Annotated in this window: 10 protein-coding genes; 9 read left to right on the forward strand and 1 reads right to left on the reverse strand. The window is 72.6% G+C overall.

Annotation, left to right across the window (positions count from 1 at the left end; genetic code table 11):
* Window positions 1–8 precede the first annotated feature (8 nt).
* From ACZ7G3_RS27675 to ACZ7G3_RS27705, 7 genes are all read left to right on the forward strand, one after another.
* Window positions 9–1,067: a FecCD family ABC transporter permease gene (locus ACZ7G3_RS27675; RefSeq protein WP_470928670.1), complete on the forward strand. Its 1,059-nt coding sequence runs from the start codon at window positions 9–11 to the stop codon at window positions 1,065–1,067.
* Window positions 1,064–2,167, forward strand: a complete 1,104-nt coding sequence (locus tag ACZ7G3_RS27680) for a FecCD family ABC transporter permease (RefSeq protein ID WP_470928671.1) — start codon at window positions 1,064–1,066, stop codon at window positions 2,165–2,167. Before ACZ7G3_RS27675 ends, ACZ7G3_RS27680 begins: the two co-directional genes overlap by 4 nt.
* A gap of 38 nt (window positions 2,168–2,205) precedes the next feature.
* Complete coding sequence (locus tag ACZ7G3_RS27685; protein ID WP_470928672.1) at window positions 2,206–3,066, forward strand: ABC transporter ATP-binding protein; 861 nt, start codon at window positions 2,206–2,208, stop codon at window positions 3,064–3,066.
* A 90-nt stretch (window positions 3,067–3,156) separates the two neighbouring features.
* Window positions 3,157–4,212, forward strand: a complete 1,056-nt coding sequence (locus tag ACZ7G3_RS27690) for an iron-siderophore ABC transporter substrate-binding protein (protein WP_470928673.1) — start codon at window positions 3,157–3,159, stop codon at window positions 4,210–4,212.
* Window positions 4,213–4,214: 2 nt separating this feature from the next.
* Entirely contained in the window at window positions 4,215–6,005 is a 1,791-nt protein-coding gene (locus ACZ7G3_RS27695) for an ABC transporter ATP-binding protein (RefSeq protein WP_470928674.1), read from the forward strand.
* 57 nt (window positions 6,006–6,062) lie between these two features.
* Complete coding sequence (locus ACZ7G3_RS27700) at window positions 6,063–17,003, forward strand: non-ribosomal peptide synthetase (RefSeq protein WP_470928675.1); 10,941 nt, start codon at window positions 6,063–6,065, stop codon at window positions 17,001–17,003.
* The gene (locus tag ACZ7G3_RS27705; RefSeq protein WP_470928676.1) at window positions 16,990–18,690 is read left to right on the forward strand and encodes an ABC transporter transmembrane domain-containing protein; all 1,701 of its coding nucleotides are present in this window, start codon (window positions 16,990–16,992) and stop codon (window positions 18,688–18,690) included. The genes ACZ7G3_RS27700 and ACZ7G3_RS27705 overlap by 14 nt, the downstream gene beginning before the upstream one ends.
* A gap of 47 nt (window positions 18,691–18,737) precedes the next feature.
* On the opposite strand, the gene ACZ7G3_RS27710 is transcribed toward ACZ7G3_RS27705, so the two are convergent.
* Entirely contained in the window at window positions 18,738–19,829 is a 1,092-nt protein-coding gene (locus tag ACZ7G3_RS27710; RefSeq protein ID WP_470928677.1) for an alpha/beta fold hydrolase, read from the reverse strand.
* A gap of 88 nt (window positions 19,830–19,917) precedes the next feature.
* On the opposite strand from ACZ7G3_RS27710, the gene ACZ7G3_RS27715 reads away from it, so the two are divergent.
* Together ACZ7G3_RS27715 and ACZ7G3_RS27720 are read left to right on the forward strand one after the other, a co-directional pair.
* Complete coding sequence (locus tag ACZ7G3_RS27715; RefSeq protein WP_470928678.1) at window positions 19,918–20,130, forward strand: MbtH family protein; 213 nt, start codon at window positions 19,918–19,920, stop codon at window positions 20,128–20,130.
* 836 nt (window positions 20,131–20,966) lie between these two features.
* Window positions 20,967–21,863, forward strand: a complete 897-nt coding sequence (locus ACZ7G3_RS27720) for an aminoglycoside phosphotransferase family protein (RefSeq protein ID WP_426601424.1) — start codon at window positions 20,967–20,969, stop codon at window positions 21,861–21,863.
* The last annotated feature ends 401 nt before the right edge of the window (window positions 21,864–22,264 follow it).

Genomic DNA, 22,264 nt, shown 5'->3' on the forward strand with positions numbered 1-22,264 from the left:
ACGTCGCTATGGCCACGACTGCGGTTGAACGCCCCACGCCCGGGGGCGCAACGAAGGCCCGACGGCGGCGGGTTGCGGGTTTGGGTGTGCTTGTGGTGGTTCTCGTGGCCGCGGGGGCGGTGTCGCTGACCGTCGGTGCGCGCGCGTTGAGTCCTGCCGAGGTGTGGCACGGGCTGTTCGCGGCGCCCGACCCCGACCAGCGACTCACCGAGATCAGGCTCATCGTGCGGACCGTGCGGCTGCCCCGCACGGTGCTCGCGACCGTGGCGGGAGTCGCCCTGGGGATCGGCGGAGCACTGATCCAGGGGTACACGCGCAATCCGATCGCCGACACCGGCCTGCTGGGCGTGAACTCCGGCGCCTCGTTCGCCGTGGTGTCGGGGATCGCGCTGTTCGGGCTCACCGACCCGTTCCAGTACGTCTGGTTCGCCTTCCTCGGCGCGGCGGTCGCGGGTGTGGTCGTGTTCGGGCTGTCGAGCATCGGCCGGGGCGCCGGCAACCCGTTGACGCTCGCCCTGGCCGGGCAGGGCGTCACCGTGTTCCTCGCGGCGATGACCACGGCGGTCGCGCTGACGGACAAGGCCTCGCTCAACGCGCTGCGGTTCTGGAACGCGGGCTCGGTCGCCGGTGTCGGGTTCGACGTCATCTGGCCGGTCACCGCGTTCATCGCGGTCGGGCTGGTGTTGGCGCTGACCACGCTGCCCGCCGTCAACCTGCTCAACCTGGGGGACGACGTGGCGCGGGGCCTGGGGGTGAACATCGCGCTGACCCGGACCGTCGGCATCGTCGCCATCACCCTGCTGGCGGGCGCGGCGACGGCGGCGTGCGGCCCCATCGCGTTCATCGGCCTCATGGTGGCCCACGTGGCCCGGTATCTGACCGGGCCGGACTATCGCTGGCTGGTGCCGTACGCGGGGCTGTTCGGAGCCGTCGTCCTGCTGGTCTGCGACATCGTGGGCCGTCTGGTGGTGCGGCCGGGGGAGCTGGACGCGGGTGTCCTCGTCGCTCTCCTGGGGGCCCCGTTCTTCGCGGCTCTCGTATGGCGCGGAAAGTTCAAGAACGCATGAGCGGGGCGGATGTGAAGGCGAACGGGGCTGAAGTGAAGGCCGACGGGGCGGAAGTGAGGCCGGCCCTGACGCCCGGTGTGCGGCTCGGACACGTGTCCTTCGTGTGGCGGCCCTGGATCGCGTGCGTCACGCTGCTGCTGACGGCGGCGGTCTTCCTGGTGTTCTGCCTGTCCATCGGTGTCGGGGACTTCTCCATCGCCCTGCCCCGGGTGGTCGCCACCATCTTCGGCCGGGGTGAGCAGGTCGACGAGTTCGTGATCATGGACCTGCGGATGCCCCGCGCCCTCGCCGGCCTCGTCGTGGGGATCGCGCTGGGTGTGTCCGGGGCACTCACGCAGTCCATCGCGCGCAATCCGCTGGCCAGCCCGGACATCCTGGGCATCACCAGCGGTGCCAGTGCGGTCGCGGTGTTCCTGGTGACCGTGTCGGGCGGCACCGCCGCCGCGATCGTCGACACCGTGGGCCTGTCCGCGGCCGCGCTCGCGGGCGGTCTCGGCACCGGCCTGCTGGTGTACTTCCTGGCATGGCGGCGCGGGATCGACGGCTTCCGGCTCATCCTCATCGGCATCTCGGTGAGCGCCGTGATGCAGGCCATCACGACCTGGCTGCTGGTCGAGGCCGACATCAGGGACGTGGCCCGGGCCCAGACGTGGCTGGTCGGCTCGCTGGACAACCGGGGGTGGAACGAGGTGTGGGTGGCGCTGTGGGGCACGCTCGGCCTTCTGGTCGTGGTGTCATGCGTCGCGTTCCAGTTCAAGCCGATGCACTTCGGCGACGAGGTCGCCGCGGGCCTCGGCGTCCGGTTCTCGATGGTGCGCGCGGTCCTGCTGCTGTGCGCGGTGCTGCTGGCCGGCGTGGCGGTGAGCGCCGCGGGTCCGGTCCCGTTCGTCGCGCTGGTGGCTCCGCAGGTGGCGATGCGTCTGGCGAGGTGCCCGACGCCGCCGTTGGTGGCTTCCGGCATGGTGGGAGCACTGCTGTTGATCGGCTCGGACCTGATCGCGCGCACGGCCCTGCCGGTCTCCCTCCCGGTCGGTGTGGTCACCGCCGCCATCGGCGGCCCCTTCCTCGTCCATCTGCTGGTGCGGGCGAACCGCAGATAGCTGGTACAAAGTAAGGCGAGCCTAAACAAGGGGGCCCTGTGGTCGTTCAGTCCATCACCGCGACCGAGTCCGGAGTCGATGGTGCCTCACGGCTGGCAGCCCGGGGGGTCACGGTCGGGTACGGCACCCGGAGCGTCATCGACGATCTGGACGTGGCGATCCCGCCCGGGGTGATCACCACGATCATCGGCCCCAACGGCTGCGGGAAGTCGACCCTGCTGCGGACGCTGTCCCGGCTGCTCAAGCCGGCCAGGGGGACGGTCGTGCTCGACGGCGAGGACATCGCCGGGCTCCGTACCAGGGACGTGGCGAAGAAGCTCGGCCTGCTGCCCCAGGCGCCGGTCGCGCCCGACGGCCTGACGGTGTCCGACCTGGTCGCCAGGGGCCGTCACCCGCACCAGAGCTGGCTGCGGCAGTGGTCGTCGGACGACGCCGCCGTCGTGGAGCGGGCGCTGGCCATGACCGGGGTGTCCGACCTGGCCGACCGCCCGGTCGACTCGCTCTCCGGCGGCCAGCGTCAGCGCGTCTGGATCTCGATGACCCTGGCCCAGGGCACCGACCTGCTGCTGCTGGACGAGCCGACCACCTACCTGGACCTGGCGCACGCGATCGACGTGCTCGACCTGGTGGACGACCTGCACGAGTCGGGCTGCACCGTGGTCATGGTGCTGCACGACCTCAACCTGGCCACGCGGTACAGCGACAACCTCGTCGTGATGCGGGAGGGAGCGGTCCTGGCGCAGGGCCACCCGCGTGACGTGATCAGCGCCGAGCTGCTGCACGACGCCTTCGGACTGCGGGCCAAGGTGATCGACGACCCGGTCGGGGACCGGCCGCTCATCGTGCCGATCGGGCGCGCCCACGCCGAACTCGGCCGAGTACCAACCGAGTTGCAGTAGTGAGGGTAGGCTAACCTCACTCGGGCGCGATAAGGTTTGCTGCCCTTAGACGGGGGCGCAGTGGACAGCGCGACAGCAAGGGATCTCCGGATGCTCCTCAGAACGACGCGTATGAAGCCCTGGCGGCGGTTGGCGGCGGCGCTGTCCGCCGCCGCACTCGGCGCAGGCCTCCTTGCGGGGTGCGGTTCCGACTCGAACGACTCGGCGGACAAGACGGGCGACGACACCCCGGCCGCCGCAGCCGGTGCCTTCCCGGTCGCCGTGGAGCACGCGTTCGGAACCACGAAGGTCACCGAGGCTCCCGAGCGGGTCGTCTCCGTCGGCTACACGGACGACCAGACCATCCTGGCGTTCGGCATCAAGCCGGTCGGCATGGTCGACCAGTACCCGAACCCGGCGGGCCGGAGTCCCGACATCAACACCCAGTGGCCCTGGGTCAAGGACAAGTGGGGGGACACCAAGCCCGAGGTCGTCATGAAGAACGGCGACTCCGGCCCCAACTACGAGAAGATCGCCGCCCTGCGGCCGGACCTGATCATCGCGGTCTACTCGGAGATCGACCAGGCCGCCTACGACAAGCTCTCCAGGATCGCTCCGACGGTGGGCCGCACCAAGGCCGAGAAGGAGCCGTTCAGCGCGCCGTGGCAGGACAACGCGCTCCACATCGCCAAGGCGCTCGGCAAGGCCGAGGAGGGCGAGAAGATGGTGGCGGACATCGAGGGCAAGCTCGACGCGGCCAAGACGGCGCATCCCGAGCTCGCGAGTCAGACGGCCGTCGTCCTGTCCTGGTACGAGGACTCGGTGGCGCCGTTCACCTCCACCGACGTGCGCGGCCGGCTGGTGACGGGCATCGGCTTCGCGTACCGGACCGCGATCGACGAGGTCGCCGACGGCAACTTCTACACGAAGCTCTCCCCGGAGCGGGTCGACCTGGTCGACGTCGACCGCATCTTCGTCATCAACGACAAGGCGGACCAGGACGCGCTCAAGAAGTTCAAGCTGTTCACCAACCTGGACGCCGTCAAGAACGGCAAGGTGTCGTACCTGCTGGACAGTGAGGGCCCGGCGGTCGGAGCGGCCATTTCCCAGGGCACCATGCTCTCCATGCCGTACGCGATCGACGAGCTCGTCAAGTCGGTCGGGTAGGTGTGAGCAGCACCGACACACGCCTCGCCCCGGCGACGCTGCGTACGGCGACCGGGCGCGAGGCCACCCGATGGGTCGCGGTGCACTGCCGCGAGGTGCCGTGGCTGACGGCCGCCACCGTACTCACCACGGTGGCCGGGGCGGCGCTCCAGGTGCTCCCGGTGCTCCTGCTCGGCCGGGTGGTCGACGAAGTGGTCGAGGGCGGATCGCAGTCGGTCCTGGTGACGATCGGGGCCCTGATGGTGGCCGCCGCGCTGCTCGGCGCGGCGGCCACCGCGGCGTCGACCTACCTGATCGGGAGGCTGGGCGCCGATCTGCTCGCGCGGCTGCGGGAAGGTGCCGTCCGGGCGGTGCTGGGGATGCCCAGCACCCGGATCGAGGAGGTCGGCCGGGGGGACGTGCTGTCCCGGGTCGGCGACGACGTGGCCGTGATCTCCAAGGGCATCCGGACGGCCGTCCCCACGGTGTTCTCGGCGGGCGTGCTGGTCGCCATCGCCACGGCCGGCATGTTCGGACTGGACTGGCGGCTCGGCCTGGCGGGCACCGGCGCGCTTCCCGCGTACGCGCTGGCGCTGCGCTGGTACCTTCCCCGGTCCGCCCCGCTCTACCGGAAGCAGCGGGCGGCCCAGGCCGACCGTGCGCAGGCCCTGATAAGCGGTCTGAACGGAATCGACACGGTCCGGGCGTACCGCCTGGAGGACGCCTTCCGCGACAAGGTCACCACCGAGTCCTGGCGGGTGCGCGATCTCGGTATCGAGGTGTTCCGGTTCTTCGGCCGGTTCGTCGGCAGGGAGAACCGCGCCGAGTTCATCGGGCTGACCCTGATCATCGTGGTGGGTTACGCCCTGCTGGAGGCCGACGCGGCCAGTCTGGGCGAGGTGTCGGCCGCCCCGCTGCTGTTCCACCGGCTGTTCACCCCGCTGGGCGCCATCATGTTCACCTTCGACGAGGCGCAGAAGTCGGGTGCGAGTCTGACCCGGCTGGTCGGCGTGGTGGGGGAGGAAACGGAGGTCCGGCTGGTGGGTGACGCGTCGGTCGAGGCGGCGGGCGCCGCCACCGCGTACCCGGTGACGGTGGAAGGGCTGACGTTCGCCTACCCCGGCGCCGAGGAGCCGGTCCTGAGGGACGTCGACCTGACGATCCCGGCGGGCGGTTCGCTCGCCCTGGTGGGGGCGACGGGCGCGGGCAAGTCGACCCTGGCCGCGCTGATCGCGGGCGTCGGGATTCCGCAGGCAGGGTCGGTGCGCGTCGGGCCGACCGATCTCGCCGGTGTGGACGAGGCCGGGGCGCGGGCCCTGGTGAGCATCCTGACCCAGGAGACGCACGTGTTCTCCGGTCCGCTCGCCGACGACCTGCGGCTGGCCGCGCCGGAGGCGACCGACGGCGAACTCGCGGACGCCCTGCGCACGGTGGGCGCCGCCGCGTGGGTCGAAGCGCTGCCCGAGGGGATGGGCACCCTGGTCGGTGAAGGCGGCGAGCGGCTCGACGTCACCAAGGTCGCCCAGATCGCCCTCGCCCGGCTGGTGCTGAGCAGGTCGCCCGTGGTGGTCCTGGACGAGTCGACCGCAGAGGCGGGCAGCGAGGGCGCCGCCGAGCTGGAGCGGGCCGTGCTGGCCGCCTGCTCGGGCCGGACCACGCTGTTCGTGGCGCACCGGCTGACCCAGGCGATGGCCGCCGACCGGATCGCCGTGCTGGACGCGGGACGCGTCGTGGAGGAGGGAACGCACGAGGAGTTGGTCGCTCTGGGCGGCCGGTACGCGCGGCTGTGGCGAGCCTGGCGAGAGGGTAGTTAGGTAAGGCTTGGCTAAGTTACTCTGCCTTCATTCCTTGGAAGGGGCGTTGAGTCTTCGATGACGGAACCGACCGCTCGTCTCGTTCTGCTTTCCCCCGCGCACCTGACCGGCATACGCCGCCGCACCGGCGACTTCTCCGACCGGACCATCGCCGGGGCATGCGCCGTCGGACTGTCGTACTGGGCGACGGGCCGGAGCCCCGACGGCATCGACCTCACCCCGAACACCCTGTTCGCCGACGTCCTCGGATGGGTCGACAACGGCGGCTCGGCGCCCCGCGGCTGGGGTGTCGGACCGGACTGCCGGAGCATCCGTCTCCCGGAAGGCGTCCTACCGGACGACGCCCAGCTCGCGCTGGACGACCTGGCCGACTTCCCGGACCGGCCCCTCGGCACCATCGGGCCGTCCAGTGCGGCGGCGCGGCGCGCGCAACTGGCCGAATGGAACGACACAGGGGCCGACCGGGCCCGTCCGACCCTGGTGGAGATGTTCCGCGAGCAGGCGAGGACCAGGCCGGACGCCGTAGCCGTCGTGGACGACCGGCGGACGCTGACCTACCGCGAAGTGGACGAGAGGTCCGCCCAGTTGGCCCACCACCTCGTCGGACGCGGGCTCACCGCCGAACAGGTCGTCGGCATCTGCCTGGAACGCTCCGCCGACATGGTGATCGGACTGCTCGGCGTGCTCCGGGCGGGCTGCGCGTTCGTGCCGCTCGATCCGCACTGGCCCGCCGCGCGCCGGGCCGTCGTCATCGAGGACGCCCGGGTCGTGGCGCAGCTCAACACCTCGGGCGAGCACGCCGAGGGCGAACCGGAAGCCGTGGCCGTGGACCTCGGCGACTGGCGGTTCGGATCCCACCCCGCCGAGGACCCCGAGGTCACCGTCCTCGGCGACGCCCTGGCCTACGTGATCTTCACGTCCGGTTCGACCGGGCGGCCCAAGGGCGCGATGATCCGGCACGAGGCGATCAGCGAGCGCCTGCTGTGGCAGGTCCACGAGATCCTGGGCTTCGGCCACGGCGACGCGTCACTCTTCAAGGCGCCGCTGTCCTTCGACATCTCCATCAACGAGATCTTCCTGCCACTGGTGTCCGGTGCGAGGCTCGTGGTCCTCGGGCCCGGCAGCGAACGCGACCCGCACCACCTGCTGAGCGTGATCGCCGAGCAGCGCGTCACCTTCACCTACCTGGTGTCGTCCATGCTGGACGTGCTGCTGGAGATGGCCGGCGACTCCGGGCGCCTCGACAGCCTGCGGCACGTGTGGTGCGGCGGCGAGGTGCTGACCCCGGACCTGTACGAGCGGTTCCGTACCCGGCTCGACATCCCCATGTACCACGGGTACGGCCCCGCCGAGGCGACGATCGGCGTCTCGCACGTCGTCTACCGGGGCGCGGCGGAACGCCTGTCGACGTCGATCGGCAAGGCCAACCCCAACACCCAGTTGTACGTACTGGACGACGAGCTGCGCCCGGTCCCGGTCGGCGTCGGCGGTGAACTGTACGCCGGAGGCCTCCTCCTCGGGCGCGGGTACGTCAACGCCCCCGCCCTCACGGCGTCCCGGTTCGTGGCGAACCCCTTCGCGAACGACGGCTCACGGCTCTACCGGACCGGTGACCTCGCGCGCTACACCCCCGACGGCTCGCTGGACTTCCTCGGCCGGGCCGACAACCAGATCAAGATCCGCGGCATGCGGCTGGAGATCGAGGACGTCGAGGCCGGCCTCGCCGAGCACCCGGCGGTGCGGCACACCTGCGTCGTCGCGAAGAGGAACGCGGCCGGCGGCACCTACCTGGTGGGATACGTGATCCCGTCCACCGGGAACGACGGTCTGCGGGCGGCCGACGTGAAGGCCTGGGCCGGCGCGCACATGGTGGAGTACATGGTGCCCGCCCACATCGTCGTGATGGACGCGTTCCCCCTCACGGCGAACGGCAAGCTCGACCGGAAGGCGCTGCCCGAGCCGGTGATCGAGACGGCCTCGCTCGTCCAGCCCGCCACCGGGAACGAGCGCGCCGTGTGCGCGGCGGTCGCGGCGCTGCTGCGGCTGGACGAGGTCGGCGTCGACCAGGACTTCTTCCAGCTCGGCGGAGACAGCATTCTGGCGATCTCACTCCTGGGCGCACTGCGGAACGCGGGTCTCCACGTCACGGCACGGCAGATCCTCACCCACAGCACCCTGGGGGCGCTGGCGGCCGTGGCGAGCCGGGCGGACACCGCCGTCGTGGACCACCGCGACGTCGAGACCGGCTCCGTCGTGGGATCGCCCATCGTGCAGTGGCTCGGTGAGACCACGGACGCGATCGACGGCTTCGTGCAGTCGGTGGTACTGAACACCCCGGCGGACCTGACCGCCGGCGCTCTCGACGCGATCCTCGCCGCCTTGGTCGGCCGGCACGCCATGCTGCGCGCCAGGCTGGTGCGCGGCGACCGCTGGAGCTTCGACATCCCGGAAGCGGACGGGGCGGACGGGACCGGCGAGGCCGGCGGGACGGGCCCCTCGGCCTCGCGCTGGCAGGAGAGCGACCGGCCGCTCGACGAGTGCGTCGCGCTCGCCACCGAGCGGCTGGACCCGGCGGGCGGCGCGATGCTGCGTGCCGTCTGGCGCCGCGAGGCACGGCAGTTGGTCCTCGTCGTCCATCACGTGGTGATCGACGGCGTGTCCTGGCGGGTGCTGATGGAGGATCTGGCCACGGCATGGCGGCAGCTCGCCTCGGGCACCCCGATCGAACTTCCCCCGCCCGGCACGTCGTTCCGACGCTGGACGCAGTTACTGGAGCGCGCGGCGTTCGACGCGGACAGCGCGTACTTCCGACGTCCCCTGCCGGGAGCGGACGAGCCGGTGGGCAGGCGTGCGCTGTCCGAGGCCGACACCGTCGCACGGGAGCGGGTACGGACCGTCTCCATCGGCGCGGAGGCCACGGCCGCGCTGCTGGGCGAGACACCGGCCAAGTTCCACGCCGGCGTCAACGACGTACTGCTGACCGCGCTCGCCGTCACCCTCGCCCGGTGGCGCCGGGACCTCGGCCAGGACCAGACGTTCGCCCACATCGAGCTCGAGGGCCACGGCCGCGAGGGACGGTTCGTGGCACCGTCCGCCGGCTTCGAGCCGGAACTCTCGCGGACCGTGGGCTGGTTCACCACCCTCTTCCCGGTGACCGTGGACCCCGGCCCGGCCCCCGACCCCACCGCGCCCCGGTACCTGGCCGCCGCACTCAAGGCGGTCAAGGAGGACCTGTCCCGGGTCCCGGACAACGGCGTCTCCTACGGCGCCCTGCGCTACCTGGCCCGCACCGACCTCGCGGCGCCCGCACCCCAGGTGCTGTTCAACTACCTGGGCCGCTTCGACGCGGGCGCTCCTGGCGACTGGCAGCTCGCCCGTACCACCGGCCGGCTGGGAGAGAGGCGGGACGCGAGGATGCGCCTGCCGCGCGCCCTGGAGTTCAACGCGATCGCCGAGCCCGGCCCGACCGGCGCCTACGAGCTGATCACCGCCATCTCCTGGCCCGACGGCATGTTCACCGACGACGACATCGCGACGATCGGGTCCTACTACCGAACGGCCCTGGCGGGGCTGGCCGCGCTCGACGCGGGCGGCCACTCGCCCAGCGACTTCGCCCCGGTGCCGCTCACACAGGCGGATGTCGACGCCCTCGACGGCCCGGCGCTGCGGGACATCCTGCCGTTGACACCGCTGCAGGAGGGCCTGTACTTCCACTCGGTCTACGACGACGACCGGACGGGGAGCTACGTCGAGCAGCAGCTGCTGACCCTGGACGGTGAGGTCGACACCGGCCGGCTCGCGGCGGCGGCCACCCGCCTGCTCACGCTCCACCCGAACCTGGCCGCGCGCTTCGTGGCCCTCGCCGACGGCCGAGTGGTCTCCGTGCTGGAGAGCGGCGTGGAGGTGCCCTTCACCGAGCTGCACCGCCCCGGCATCACCGACGACGAGATCCGGGCCCACGCCGAGGAGGACCGCCGCGCCGGGTTCGACCTGGCCACCGGCCCGCTGATGCGGTACACGCTCATCCGCGGGGGCCCGGGCCGCACCGTCCTGGTGCAGACCGTGCACCACATCATCGCCGACGGCTGGTCGGTGCCGCCCATGCTGCGCGCGCTGCTGGCCGAGTACCACGCGCCGGGGACCGTCCACCCGCTCGGCGGCTTCCCCGACTACGTACGCCTCCTCGCCGGACGCGACGACGAGGTGAGCGACCGGGTGTGGCGCGACCGGCTCGCCGATCTGCCCGGCCCCTCGCTGGTCGCCGAGGGACACACCCCGTCCGACCGGTTCGCCGACACCGCGGCGGTGCCGGAGCAGGACGTCGACGCGGCCGCCCGGTCGGCCGGCGTGCCGCTGAGCGTGGCCGTGCACAGCGCCTGGGCGGTGACGCTGGGCGGCATCCTGCACGGCAGGGACGTGGTGTTCGGTTCCACGGTGTCCGGACGCGACGCGGACGTGCCCGGCATCGAGGACATGGTGGGCCTGTTCATCAACACGGTCCCCGTGCGCGCCCGGTGGACCGCCGCCACCACCGCACGCGACCTGCTCGCCTCGGTCAGGGCGCACCACAGCGCCGTGCTGGCGCACCAGCACGTCTCGCTGGCACGGATCGCCCGTCAGGCCGGTGCCGGCCCCCTGTTCGACACCCTGGTGGTGTTCGACGTGGCGACCGACGTGGCCGGTCTGCGGCGGCCCGACGACACACTGGTCGTCACCGGCATCGTCAACGAGGGCGCCCCGCACTACCCGCTGACGCTCGTGGTGGAGCGCACCCCCGACGGCCGCCCGCGCTTCAACCTGATCCACGACGGCGAGCTGCTGCGGGAGGCGGGAGCCCGGACGATCCTGGACACGTTCACCCGCACCCTCACCGGCCTGCTCACCCGCCCGGACGCCGTGGTCGACGACCTGGCGTCCGAGGGGACCCGGCGACCCGCGCCGGTCACCCCGACGACCCTGGACGAACTGTTCGACGCCGCCGCGCGCCGAGACCCGTCCGCCACGGCCGTCACCCAGTGCGGCCTCGACGGCGGCACCCGGTCCCTGACCTACGGCGAACTGGCGGACGCCAAGGACAGGCTGGCCTCCGCCCTGCGCGCGGCCGGCGTCGGACCGGGGCAGCGGGTCGCCGTCGCCGTACCCCGCTCCGTCGAACAGGTCGTCGCGTTGGTCGCGATCGTCAGCGCGGGGGGCGCGTACGTCCCGCTGGACCTGGCCTACCCGGACGAGCGGCTGGAGTACATCCTCGCCGACGCCGCCCCGCAGGTCGTCCTCGTGGCCCCGGACCGGCGCGACCGCCTCGCGGGGCTGCTGTCCCGGGCGGGTGTGCCGACGGCTCGTGTGCTGGTGCAGGGGCAGGAGCCGGCGCCGGCCACCGCTGCCCCGGGAACCGGCCCCGGCCGGCACGACCCCGCGTACGTGATCTACACGTCCGGATCGACCGGCAGGCCCAAGGGCGTCGTCGTGCCGCACTCCAGCGTGGTGACGCTGCTCGCGACCACCCGGCCGGACATGAACTTCGGCCCGGACGACGTGTGGGTCCAGTTCCACTCCTTCTCCTTCGACTTCGCCGTCTGGGAGCTGTGGGGCGCGCTCGCGCACGGTGGTGAGCTGCTGGTCCCGGAGTACGGGCTGACCCGCTCGCCGGTCGACTTCCACCGGCTGGTCCGCGAACGCGGGGTGACCGTCCTCAACCAGACCCCATCGGCCTTCTACCGGTTCATCGAGGCCGACCGGCATGCCGGCCGGCCGCTCCCCGCGCTTCGCCGGATCATCTTCGGCGGCGAGGCGCTGGACCTCGGGCGGCTGCGCGGCTGGGTCGAGCGGCACGGCACCGGTTCGCCCGAGCTGGTCAACATGTACGGCATCACGGAGACCACCGTCCACGTCACCCACCGGGTGCTGACCGACGCGGACTTCGACCCGGGCGACGAGGTCGGACCGATCGGGGGCCCGCTCGCCGGCCTGGTCACCTACCTGCTCGACGACCGGCTCCGGCCGGTGCCGCCGGGCCGGGTGGGTGCCATCTACGTCGCCGGCGACCAGGTGTCACTCGGCTACCTGGGGCGGCCGGGGCTCACCGCGGGCCGCTTCGTGGCCGACCCGTTCGCGGGCGACGGCTCCCGCATGTACCACACGGGCGACCTCGCCCGCCGCACGCTCGACGGCGAGCTGCGGTTCGCCGGGCGCGCCGACGACCAGGTGCAGCTCCAGGGGTTCCGTATCGAACCGGGCGAGGTGGAGTCCGCGATCAGGGGACTCGACGGTGTCGTGGACGTCGCCGTCACCGTGGCCGACACCGGCGACCACCTGGTCGCGCACGTCGTGGGCCGGATACCCGGCGACCTCGCCGAGCAGCTGTCCACGAAACTGCCGGCGCACATGGTGCCGGGCCGGGTGCGGCCGGCCGACGCGCTGCCGCTGACGGTCAACGGCAAGCTGGACCGCCGGGCCCTGACCGAACGGGCGGCACACGACGATGCTCCGGTGGCGGCGGGCCAGGTACTCGCCGCGCTCGTCGGCATCTTCGCCAACTCCCTGCCCGGCTGTGAAGTGGACGGTGACACCGACTTCTTCAGGGCCGGTGGTGACAGCATCGTGGCCATCGCCGTGATCAACCGGGCCAGGGCGCTCGGCCTCGCGATCGCGCCACGGGACGTGTTCCTGCACAGGACACCGCGTGCGCTCGCCGCACAGCTGGCGACCCGGAGGGCGGCGGGTCCGGGCGCACCGCGGGCCACGGAGTCCGCGTCCGGACACCGCGGGACGGGCCCGCTGCCGCCGACGCCCGTGATCCTGCGCCAGCGCGAACTGGGCGGCTCCCTGACCCGGTTCGCCCAGGCGAGGACCCTGCGGGCCCCCGAGGGCACCGGCTTCGCCGACGCCGAGCGCGCCGCGCGAGCCGTCCTGGCCGCACACCCGGCCCTCCGTCTGCGGCTGCGCGTCGAGCACGGGGTGTGGGCACTGCGCACCGAACCCGCCCGCGAGGCCACCGTCGTACGACCGGACACGACCGATGCGACGACGGCGGCGAACGAGGCCGCCGGACGGCTCGACCCCGAGTCCGGGGACGTCGTCGCGTTCTCGTGGCTGGAGACGAGCCGGACCCTCGTGATCACCGCACACCACCTCGCCGTCGACTCGGTGTCCTGGCTGATCATTCTCGACGACCTGGCCACCGCGATGCGCGGCGCGCCCCTGGCACCCCCGACCACGTCCTACGCCGAGTACGCAGAAGCACTGACGTCCCACGCCACCCGCGCGACCGGCGACCTGGACCACTGGATCACCACGCTCCAGGCCCCCGCGCTGCTGCCCTCCGTCGACGGGCTGCGCGAGACCACGGCCGTACTCCCGCCCGAAGCGGCCCACCGGGTGACGCGCACCGCGCCCACCGCACTCGGCGTCGGTCTCACCGAGTTGCTGTGCGGCGCGCTGCGCACCGCGCTGACCCGCATCCAGCCGTCCCCCACCGATCTCGCGATCGAACTGGAGCGGCACGGCCGGGTCCCGGCCCTCGGACACCACGACTACACCCGCACGGTCGGCTGGTTCACCTCCATCGCGCCCGTACGGCTCACCCCGCACACCGATCCCCTCGCGGCGGCACGCGAGATCGCCGAACGCCAGCCGGACGAGCGTGCGCACGTCGCCTACGGCGGGCTCAGGTACCTCAACCCGCAGACGGCACCGCTGCTGACCGCCCGCCCGCAGGTGCTGTTCAACTACCTGGGCCGGGGCGGCGAGTCCCGGGCGCCGCACCTCACCGGAGGCGACCAGGGCAGCCCGTACGCCGTCGAGGTCAACGCGTGGACCGACGAGACCACCGGCAGCCTGCACGCCGCCTTCACCCTTGCCGAGGGCATCCCCGACGAAATCACCGAGCACTGGCTCGGCGCGCTGGAACACATCGCGGACGCCTCCGCGACGGCCGAGCGCACGGCACCGGTCACCCCGCTCCAGCGGGGGCTGTACTTCCAGGCCCAGATGGCGGGCTCGGCCGGACACTACGTCGCGCAGAGCTACTTCACCTTCGAACGGCGCCTGGACACCGAAGCGCTGGCCGAGGCGACGGCGTACGTGATCGCACGGCACCCGGTCGTGGGCGCGGGCTTCACGACCGACGCCGGCGGAAACCCCGTCCAGGTCCTCACCGCCGGCCGGCGGGTCGGTGTCCGCACGGTCGAACTGGCCACGGACGCCGAAGTCGAGGCCCTGCGCGCCCGGGACCGCGACACGGGCTTCGACCCCGGTGAGCCGCCGCTCGTCCGGCTGACCGTGGTGCGCCGGCCCGACGACCGCGACGGTCTGCTGCTCAGCTACCACCTGCTGCTGTGGGACGGCTGGTCGCGGGAGATCGTGCTGAGAGACCTGTTCGACGCCTACCAGGACGTCCTGGCGGGGAAACCGCCGACCGCTGTCGCGGCCACCCCGAGCTTCGAGGACCACGCCCGCCTGCTCGCCGCGAAGGACTCCGCAGCGGCGGAGCGTTTCTGGGCGGACCACCTGGCCGGCCTCTCCGGCCCCACCCTGCTCGCCGGACCGGCGCCGACCCTCTCCGACGACCTGCCGCGCGCACTCGTACACACGCTGTCCACCGCACAGTCGCACCTGCTGCGGGAAGCGGCCAGGGCGCACGGGGTCACCCTGAACTCGGTGCTGACCGGCGCCTTCGGCCTCCTCCTCGGCGCCCGTACGGGCCGCGGTGACGCCGTGTTCGGTGTGACCGTCTCCGGCCGCGAGGGCGAGGGACTGTCCGGCATCGTCGGCGTACTGCTCAACACCGTGCCCATGTGGACGCGGGCACGGCCGGGCGACACGGTGCGCGCGTACCTGACGGGCGTACAGGCGGCCAGGGTCGCGGCCATGGAGCACGAGCACCTCGGCCTCGGCGAGATCCAGCGGGCCGCCGGGCACGACACCCTGTTCGACAACCTGTTCGTGCTGCAGAACTTCCTCGACGTGGACGCCTTCGCCGAGATGAACGCCAGGCACGGCATCACCTCGGTCCGGGCCGACGACTCCACCCACTATCCGTTCACCTGGGTCGTCACGCCCGGCGAACAGCTCACCGTCAAGCTGGAGTACCGCGACGACGACCCGGAGAACGCCCGTGGTCTCCTGGACGACTACCTGAGCGTCCTCGACGACCTGGCCCGGTCGAACGGACCGGTGGGCGCACTGCGGGGCCTGGGGCCGCAGCCCGAACCCGCCGAACGCACCGACATCGGCACGGACACCGTCGTCGACCGGTTCGACCGGGCGGCGGACCGCGACCCGCGTCGAGTCGCGCTCGTGGCCCACGGCTCGACCATGACCTTCGCCGGACTCCGCGACCGCAGCCGCGCCGTGGCGGGTGTACTGGCCCGCCGCGGCGTCGGACCCGGGACGACCGTGGGCCTCGCGATCCCGCGCTCCCCGGACTCGATCGTGGCGCTGTTCGCCGTACTGCGCGTCGGCGCCGCCTACGTCCCGCTGGAGCTGGACCACCCGGACGAGCGGATCGCCGCGATCGTGGCGGACGCCCGCCCGGACGTGATCCTCACCGTGAGCACCGTCTCGCCCCGCCTGACCGGCGACCTGATCGAGCTGGACCGCCCACTGCCCGAGGCCGAGCCGTTCGTGACGTTCGCGCCGGACGACCCGAACCGGCTGCGGCACCCCGCGTACACGATCTACACCTCCGGATCGACCGGCAGGCCCAAGGGCGTGGTGACCGAGTACGCCGGACTCACCAACATGCTGATCAACCATCAGCGCAGGATCTTCGAACCGGTGCTGGCGGAACACGGTCACCGGCCCTTCCGGATCGCGCACACCGTGTCGTTCGCGTTCGACATGTCGTGGGAGGAACTGCTGTGGCTCGCCGACGGCCACGAGGTGCACATCTGCGACGAGGAACTGCGCCGTGACGCGCCCCGCCTGGTCGAGTACTGCCTCGCCCACGGAATCGACGTGATCAACGTGACCCCGACCTACGCGCAGCAACTGGTGGCCGAGGGCCTGCTCGACGACCCGGCACGCCGGCCGGCGCTGGTGCTGCTGGGCGGCGAGGCCGTCACCCCGACGCTGTGGCAGCGGCTCGCCGAGACCGAGGGGACGGTCGGCTACAACCTGTACGGCCCCACCGAGTACACCATCAACACCCTCGGCGTCGGCACCTTCGAGTGCCAGGACCCGGTCGTGGGTGTCGCGATCGACAACACGGACGTGTACGTGCTGGATCCGTGGCTGCGGCCCTTGCCGGACGGGGTCCCCGGCGAGCTGTACGTGTCGGGCATCGGCATCGCCCGGGGCTATCTCGGACAGACCGCCCAGACCGCGCACCGTTTCGTGGCGTGCCCGTTCGGCGCCCCCGGCGAGCGCATGTACCGCACCGGGGACCTGGTGGTCCGGCGGCCCGACGGCAACCTGACGTACCTGGGCCGCACCGACCAGCAGGTCAAGATCCGGGGACACCGGGTCGAACCGGGCGAGGTAGAGGCCGTGTTCGCGGCGCACCCGGCGGTGCGGTTCGTCGCCGCGGTCGCCCAGCCCGACCCGCAGGTCGACGGGGCCTACCGGCTGGCCGCCTACCTCGTGCTGGACGGCTCCGATCTGGCGGCGGTCGCCGCCGAAGTGGGCGCCGCGCTGCCGGACTTCCTGCGCCCGACGCACTACGCCCAGGTCGACGCCATCCCGCTGACCGTGAACGGGAAGGCCGACACCAGGGCGTTGCCGCAGGCCAAGCCGCTGGGCGCGCTGACCACGGCGGGGGAGCGGGGCCCGGAGACCGGGACCGAGACCCGGGTGTGCGAGTTCTTCGCCGAGGCACTGGACCTGGACGACGACGAGGTGAGCGCGGTGAGCGACTTCGTCTCCCTCGGAGGGCACTCCATGCTGGCGGTGCGGCTGACCGGACTGCTCCGCCGCGAGTACGGTCCTGTGATCACGATCCGCGATCTGTTCACCCTGCGAACCCCGGAAGCGATTGCGCGCCACCTCGATGACAACGCCTGACACGCAGCGGCCCCGCCCGGGGTCCGACATCCTCCGCACCGCCCTGCGCCGCAACGTCGGCGCGATGGTCTGGGGCACCGTCCTCATGGGCCTGTACCAGGCCGGTGAGACCGCCTTCCCCATCGCGCTGGGGCTGATCGTCGAACACGCCCTGCGCGACCGGAGCCCCGAGGCCCTCGGCGTCTCGGTCGCCGCGCTGGCCGTGATCATCACGACCGTGTCGCTGTCGTGGCGGTTCGGGATGCGCGTCCTGCAGGACGCCAACACGACCGAGGCCCACCGCTGGCGGGTGCGGGTCGCGGCCTGCGGACTCCAGCCGGTGGCCCGGGACGTCGACCTCAAGTCGGGCGAGGTGCTGACCATCGCCACCGAGGACGCCGACCAGACCGCCGACATCATCGAGGTGGTGCCGCTGCTGATCAGCTCACTGGTCGCGGTGGTGATCGCGGCCGTCGCGCTGGGCCTGGCCGACATCCGGCTCGGACTGCTGGTGATCGTGGGAACCGTCGCGATCCTCTCGGTCCTGAGCGTGATGTCCAGACGGATCGGGTCCAGCACCCGCGAACAGCAGGCCCGGGTGGCACGGGCCGGTGCGAAGGTCGCCGACCTGATCATCGGCCTGCGTCCGCTGCACGGCTTCGGCGGCAACCACGCCGCGTTCCGCTCCTACCGGGAGGTCAGCACGGAGGCGAAGCACCAGGCGGTCACCGTCGCCAGGGTGAACGGGGTGTACGCGGGCACCGCGCTGGCCCTCAACGCGGTCCTCGCCGCCGCCGTGACCCTGACGGCGGGCCGGCTGGCGTTCGACGGTCAGATCGACATCGGCGAACTCGTCATGGCCGTGGGCCTCGCACAGTTCATCATGGAACCGCTCAAGCTCTTCTCCGAGATGCCCAAGTACGTGATGATCGCCCGCGCGTCGGCCGAGCGGATGGCGCTGGTCCTGACCGCGCCGCCGGTGACGGTGCCGGGGCCGGAGCGGCCGGCCGCGGGAGGAGCCCTCGAGGTCGACTCCCTCCGGCACGGGGCCCTGCGCAAGGTGCGGTTCCGGGTGTCCGCCGGGGAGTTCGTGGCGATCGCCGCCTACCAGCCGCGCGCGGCGGCCGACCTCGCGTCGGTCCTGGCCCTGAACGTCCCGCCGGACGCCTACGAGGGGGCGGTGCGGGTCGGCGGCCAGGACGTCGCGGACCTGTCGATCGAGGCGGTCCGCGCACACATGCTGGTCAACCCGTACGACGGGGAGATCTTCGCGGGCACCCTCCGCACGAACATCGACCCCTCGGGCACCAGCCGGACGGTCCCCGAGGCCGTCGAGGCCTCCATGCTGACGGACGTCGTCGCCCTGCACCGCGAAGGACTCGACTACGCCGTGCGCGACCGGGGCGCGAACCTCTCCGGGGGGCAGCGGCAGCGGCTCTCCCTGGCCCGCGCCCTCGCCGCCGACGCCGACGTCCTCGTCCTGCGCGATCCGACGACCGCCGTCGACGCGGTCACCGAGCAACTCGTCGCACGCAACATCGCGAAGCTGCGCCGGGGGCGCACCACCCTCGTGATCACCAGCAGCCCGGCGCTGCTGGACGCCGCCGACCGAGTCCTCGTCCTGGACGACGGCGTCATCACCGCCGAGGACACGCATCGCAACCTCCTCGCGACCGACGAGGCCTACTGCCAGGCCGTCGCCCGGTGACCCGGCGCGCCCGGTGACCCGGCGGTCGGTGCCCCGGTGGCCGGCCCTCAGGCGAGTGCCCAGGCGACGTCCCTGAGCAGGGCGTGCCGCCAGCCCGCCCGGTCGTGGTCCGACGCCGACCGGGAGACCCGCACGGTCGCACCGGCCTGCTCGGCCAGGGCCTCCACCAGGCCGCAGTGGGGGAGCATCCGGGTCTCGTGCTCCCCCACGTCGAACGCGACCCGGAGACCGGACAGGTCGGGCCGCCCGCGCAGGCGCGCGGCGAGGGCACCGCCGACCGGCCCGCCCAACGGGTCCGCCAGGTCCGCGGCGCCGGGTGCCCACCACAACGACGCCGACTGGCAGGCGACACGGGACACCAGGTCCGGGAACTCCAGCGCCGCGTACAGCGCGCTGAGTCCGCCGAGGCTCTGCCCCGCCACGACCAGCCGGTCCCGGTCGGCGGGCACCCCGCACTCCGCGACCAGCGGCAGCAGTTCGTCCCGGACCGCCTCCCACAGCGCGGGACGGCATCCGAACTCGGCCGGCCTGTCCTTCGCCGGCAGGAAGACGAGCGTGACCGGCGGCATCGCGCCACCGGCGACGGCCGAGTCGAACGCGGTCGCCGCCGGGTGCAGGTGGAGCCAGTCGTCCCCGTCGAGCAGCAGGACCACCGGTCCGCCGCCGCCCGCCGGATGGACCCGCACGGTACGCCGCCCGCCGAGCCGTTCGCTGCTCCAGCGGAGCCGGGTGCGGGGGAGGGGCAGTACGACGTCGGCACCGCCGACGAGGGGCCAGTGCGGCTGCGCGGGGGAGTCCGGGGTAGCGGCGATGGACCGGTCACCGCCCGCACCGACCGGGTTGAGCGGGTCCGCGTACGCCGCGTCACCCACGAGGAACCGGTACGTGACCCGCAGCCGCGCCGGCATCCGCACCTCGGCGTACCAGCAGTCCGTGTCGCCCCACCGTCGCAGGGGCACCGGCTCCGACCAGCTCTCGAAGACCGTGGTCGCCGCTTCGGAACCGCGCCGCAGGAACAGGGTCGTCCAGCCGTCGCCGTCGGGTATCGACGCGGGGGTTCTCGCGGTCGCCCAGAAGGCCTCGGTGCCGGGCGCCCCGGACAGCCCGAATGCGGCGAAGGCGTCGTCCCCCGACCTCATGAACGTCTCCTTGTGGAGCGGAAAGCGAGAAGGCTAAGCTCAATCGCGATTAGGCGAGCCTAACCTAATTCTTCCGGAGGTACCGCGTATGAGCACCAACCCGTTCGACGACGCCGACGGCCGGTTCCTCGTCCTCGTGAACGACGAGGGGCAGCACTCCCTCTGGCCTTCCTTCGCGCAGGTGCCCGGGGGATGGACGACCGTCTTCGAGGAGAACACCCGGGACGCATGCCTGGAGTACGTCGAAGCCAACTGGACCGATCTGCGGCCCCGTTCACTCGCCGAGTCCATGGACGCCTGACGCGCCTGACAGGGCCCGCCCGGCGGGTCGTCACTGCCCGGCTCCCGGCGACGCCCCGTCCGTTTCCCACTGGCCCCCACGGTTTCGGCTTGCCACAACCGGCGCATGGGAACCTGGACCGACGCGTTCGTCGCACCCGTCGAGCCGAGCCCGCTGCCCCGGGAGGCCTTCGGCCGTCTCGTGGTGGATCTGGCGCGCGAGCGTGTGGTCCGTACGCCCTGGGCGCTGATCGCGGGCCGGCTCTGTGTCAACGCGAGCCTCAACCGGGGCGGCGTCAGCGGGCAGGCCCGCTGGGACCGTCCGGCCCCGGGCACCCTGCTGTGCTCGGAAGAAGTCCCCGACGAGTTCCAGGACGCCGACCGCCCCCGTGGGGCGACTCGCACGAGCGGGCCCGGCTGCTCGCCCGCGGTGACGCGATCCTCGACATGCTGCCGGCGCTGCGGCGGGTGCCCTACGGGGAAGAGGACGTCGCCGTTGTCTTCGACCGCCTCGACTTCCGCAACCGGGCTGTCCTCGACCACTTCTGGTCCGAGGACCACCGCACCCTGCTGGTCTGCTTCGCCCTGGCCCGGCAGCAGAGCAGACCCCTCGACGCCCACGGGCGGACCGGTCCACCCGGTACGCACCTGTATCGTCCACACGTTCAGGGGCGCGGCGGAGGAGGGCCCCGCGCCGGTGATCACCGCTGTCGCCGCCCGGTATTTCGGCCCCGCCCTCGTCAGTGGCCGGACCTGGGGTTGAGCAGCGCAGGAATTCGGTCGACAGGGAAGCCCGCGACGCACTGTGATGGCCGGGACCGCCCGCCGTACGCAGCGGGCCGACGTCAGGAGCCATCCTTGGCAACCGCGAGCACCCCGGCCCGCCCCTCGATCGACACCTCACTGGTCAGGCGCCTGGTCGACAGGCAGTTCCCGCAGTGGGCGGAGCTGCCCCTGAGGCTGCTCGAACCGGCCGGCTCGGACCACGTGATCCACCGGCTGGGGGAGGAGCTCGCCGTCCGGCTTCCCCGTCATGCCGGCGCCATCGGGCAGGCCAGGAAGGAACTCGAGTGGCTGCCCCGGCTCGCCCCGCACCTGCCTCTGGCCGTCCCGGTCCCGGTAGCGGTGGGGGAACCCGGCCTCGGATATCCCTGGCCGTGGGCGGTCTCCCGCTGGATCGACGGGGAGGTGGCCACCGCCGACGCGCTGGCCGACTCCTGCGAGACCGCCGTCGAACTGGCCGGATTCCTGACCGCGCTTCAGCGGTTCACACCCGAGGAGGCCCCGGCCCGGGGCCCCGTGGACGACCTCACCGACCAGCCGCTGGCCGCTCGGGACGAGGCGACGCGCGCGGCCATCGCGGAGGTCGACGGCGCGTTCGACAAGGCTGCCATGACCGAGCTGTGGGACGCGGCGCTCAGCGCCTCGGGATGGGAACGCCCTCCGGTCTGGTTCCACGGAGACTTCCACACCGGCAACCTGCTGACCGTCGACGGCCGCCTCAGCGCGGTCATCGACTTCGGCGGCCTCGGCATCGGTGACCCGGCCTGCGACCTGACCATCGCCTACACCCTGATGTCGGCCGGGCCCCGGGCCGCCTTCCGCGCCGCGCTCGGCGTGGACGACGCCACCTGGACCCGAGGCCGGGGCTGGGCCCTGGCCACCGGCCTGAACGCACACCTCTCCTACGCCGCCACCAACCCCGGGATCGCCGCGCAGACCACTCGGCAGATCACGCAGGCGCTCATCGGGTAACGCGAGCCGTCCGCGTCTACGGCCCGTCCGTGGCCACCGCCGGGCGCGGCACGCCCCGCTCCCCGAGGTGAGCCGCCGGCCCGTGCTGCGGTCCGGGCCGCAGCGGGCAGCTCCCCGGACCGCGTGGCGGCAGCGTCGTCGGTCCGCATCCGGTCGCCGGCGACGACGGCTCGTTGCGGAACAGCGGTGCCGGCCGGTGGGCCGGAGATGTCATGGCGGCCGTTGGTGGCGGCCCGGCCGGGGTGGGGTTCCTCGGAGACCGTCACGAAGTGGTCCCCGGGCCGCCGCGGCACCGCCGGCCCGGAGGATTCCGTACGGGCGAAGCCGGACGACGACTGCAACACGCTTTCAGCGGCCCGGCGTTGGTGTCTACGATGCTGGGGTCATCGGAGCGTCGCGAG

Source organism: Streptomyces sp. NPDC037271 (assembly GCF_055603605.1).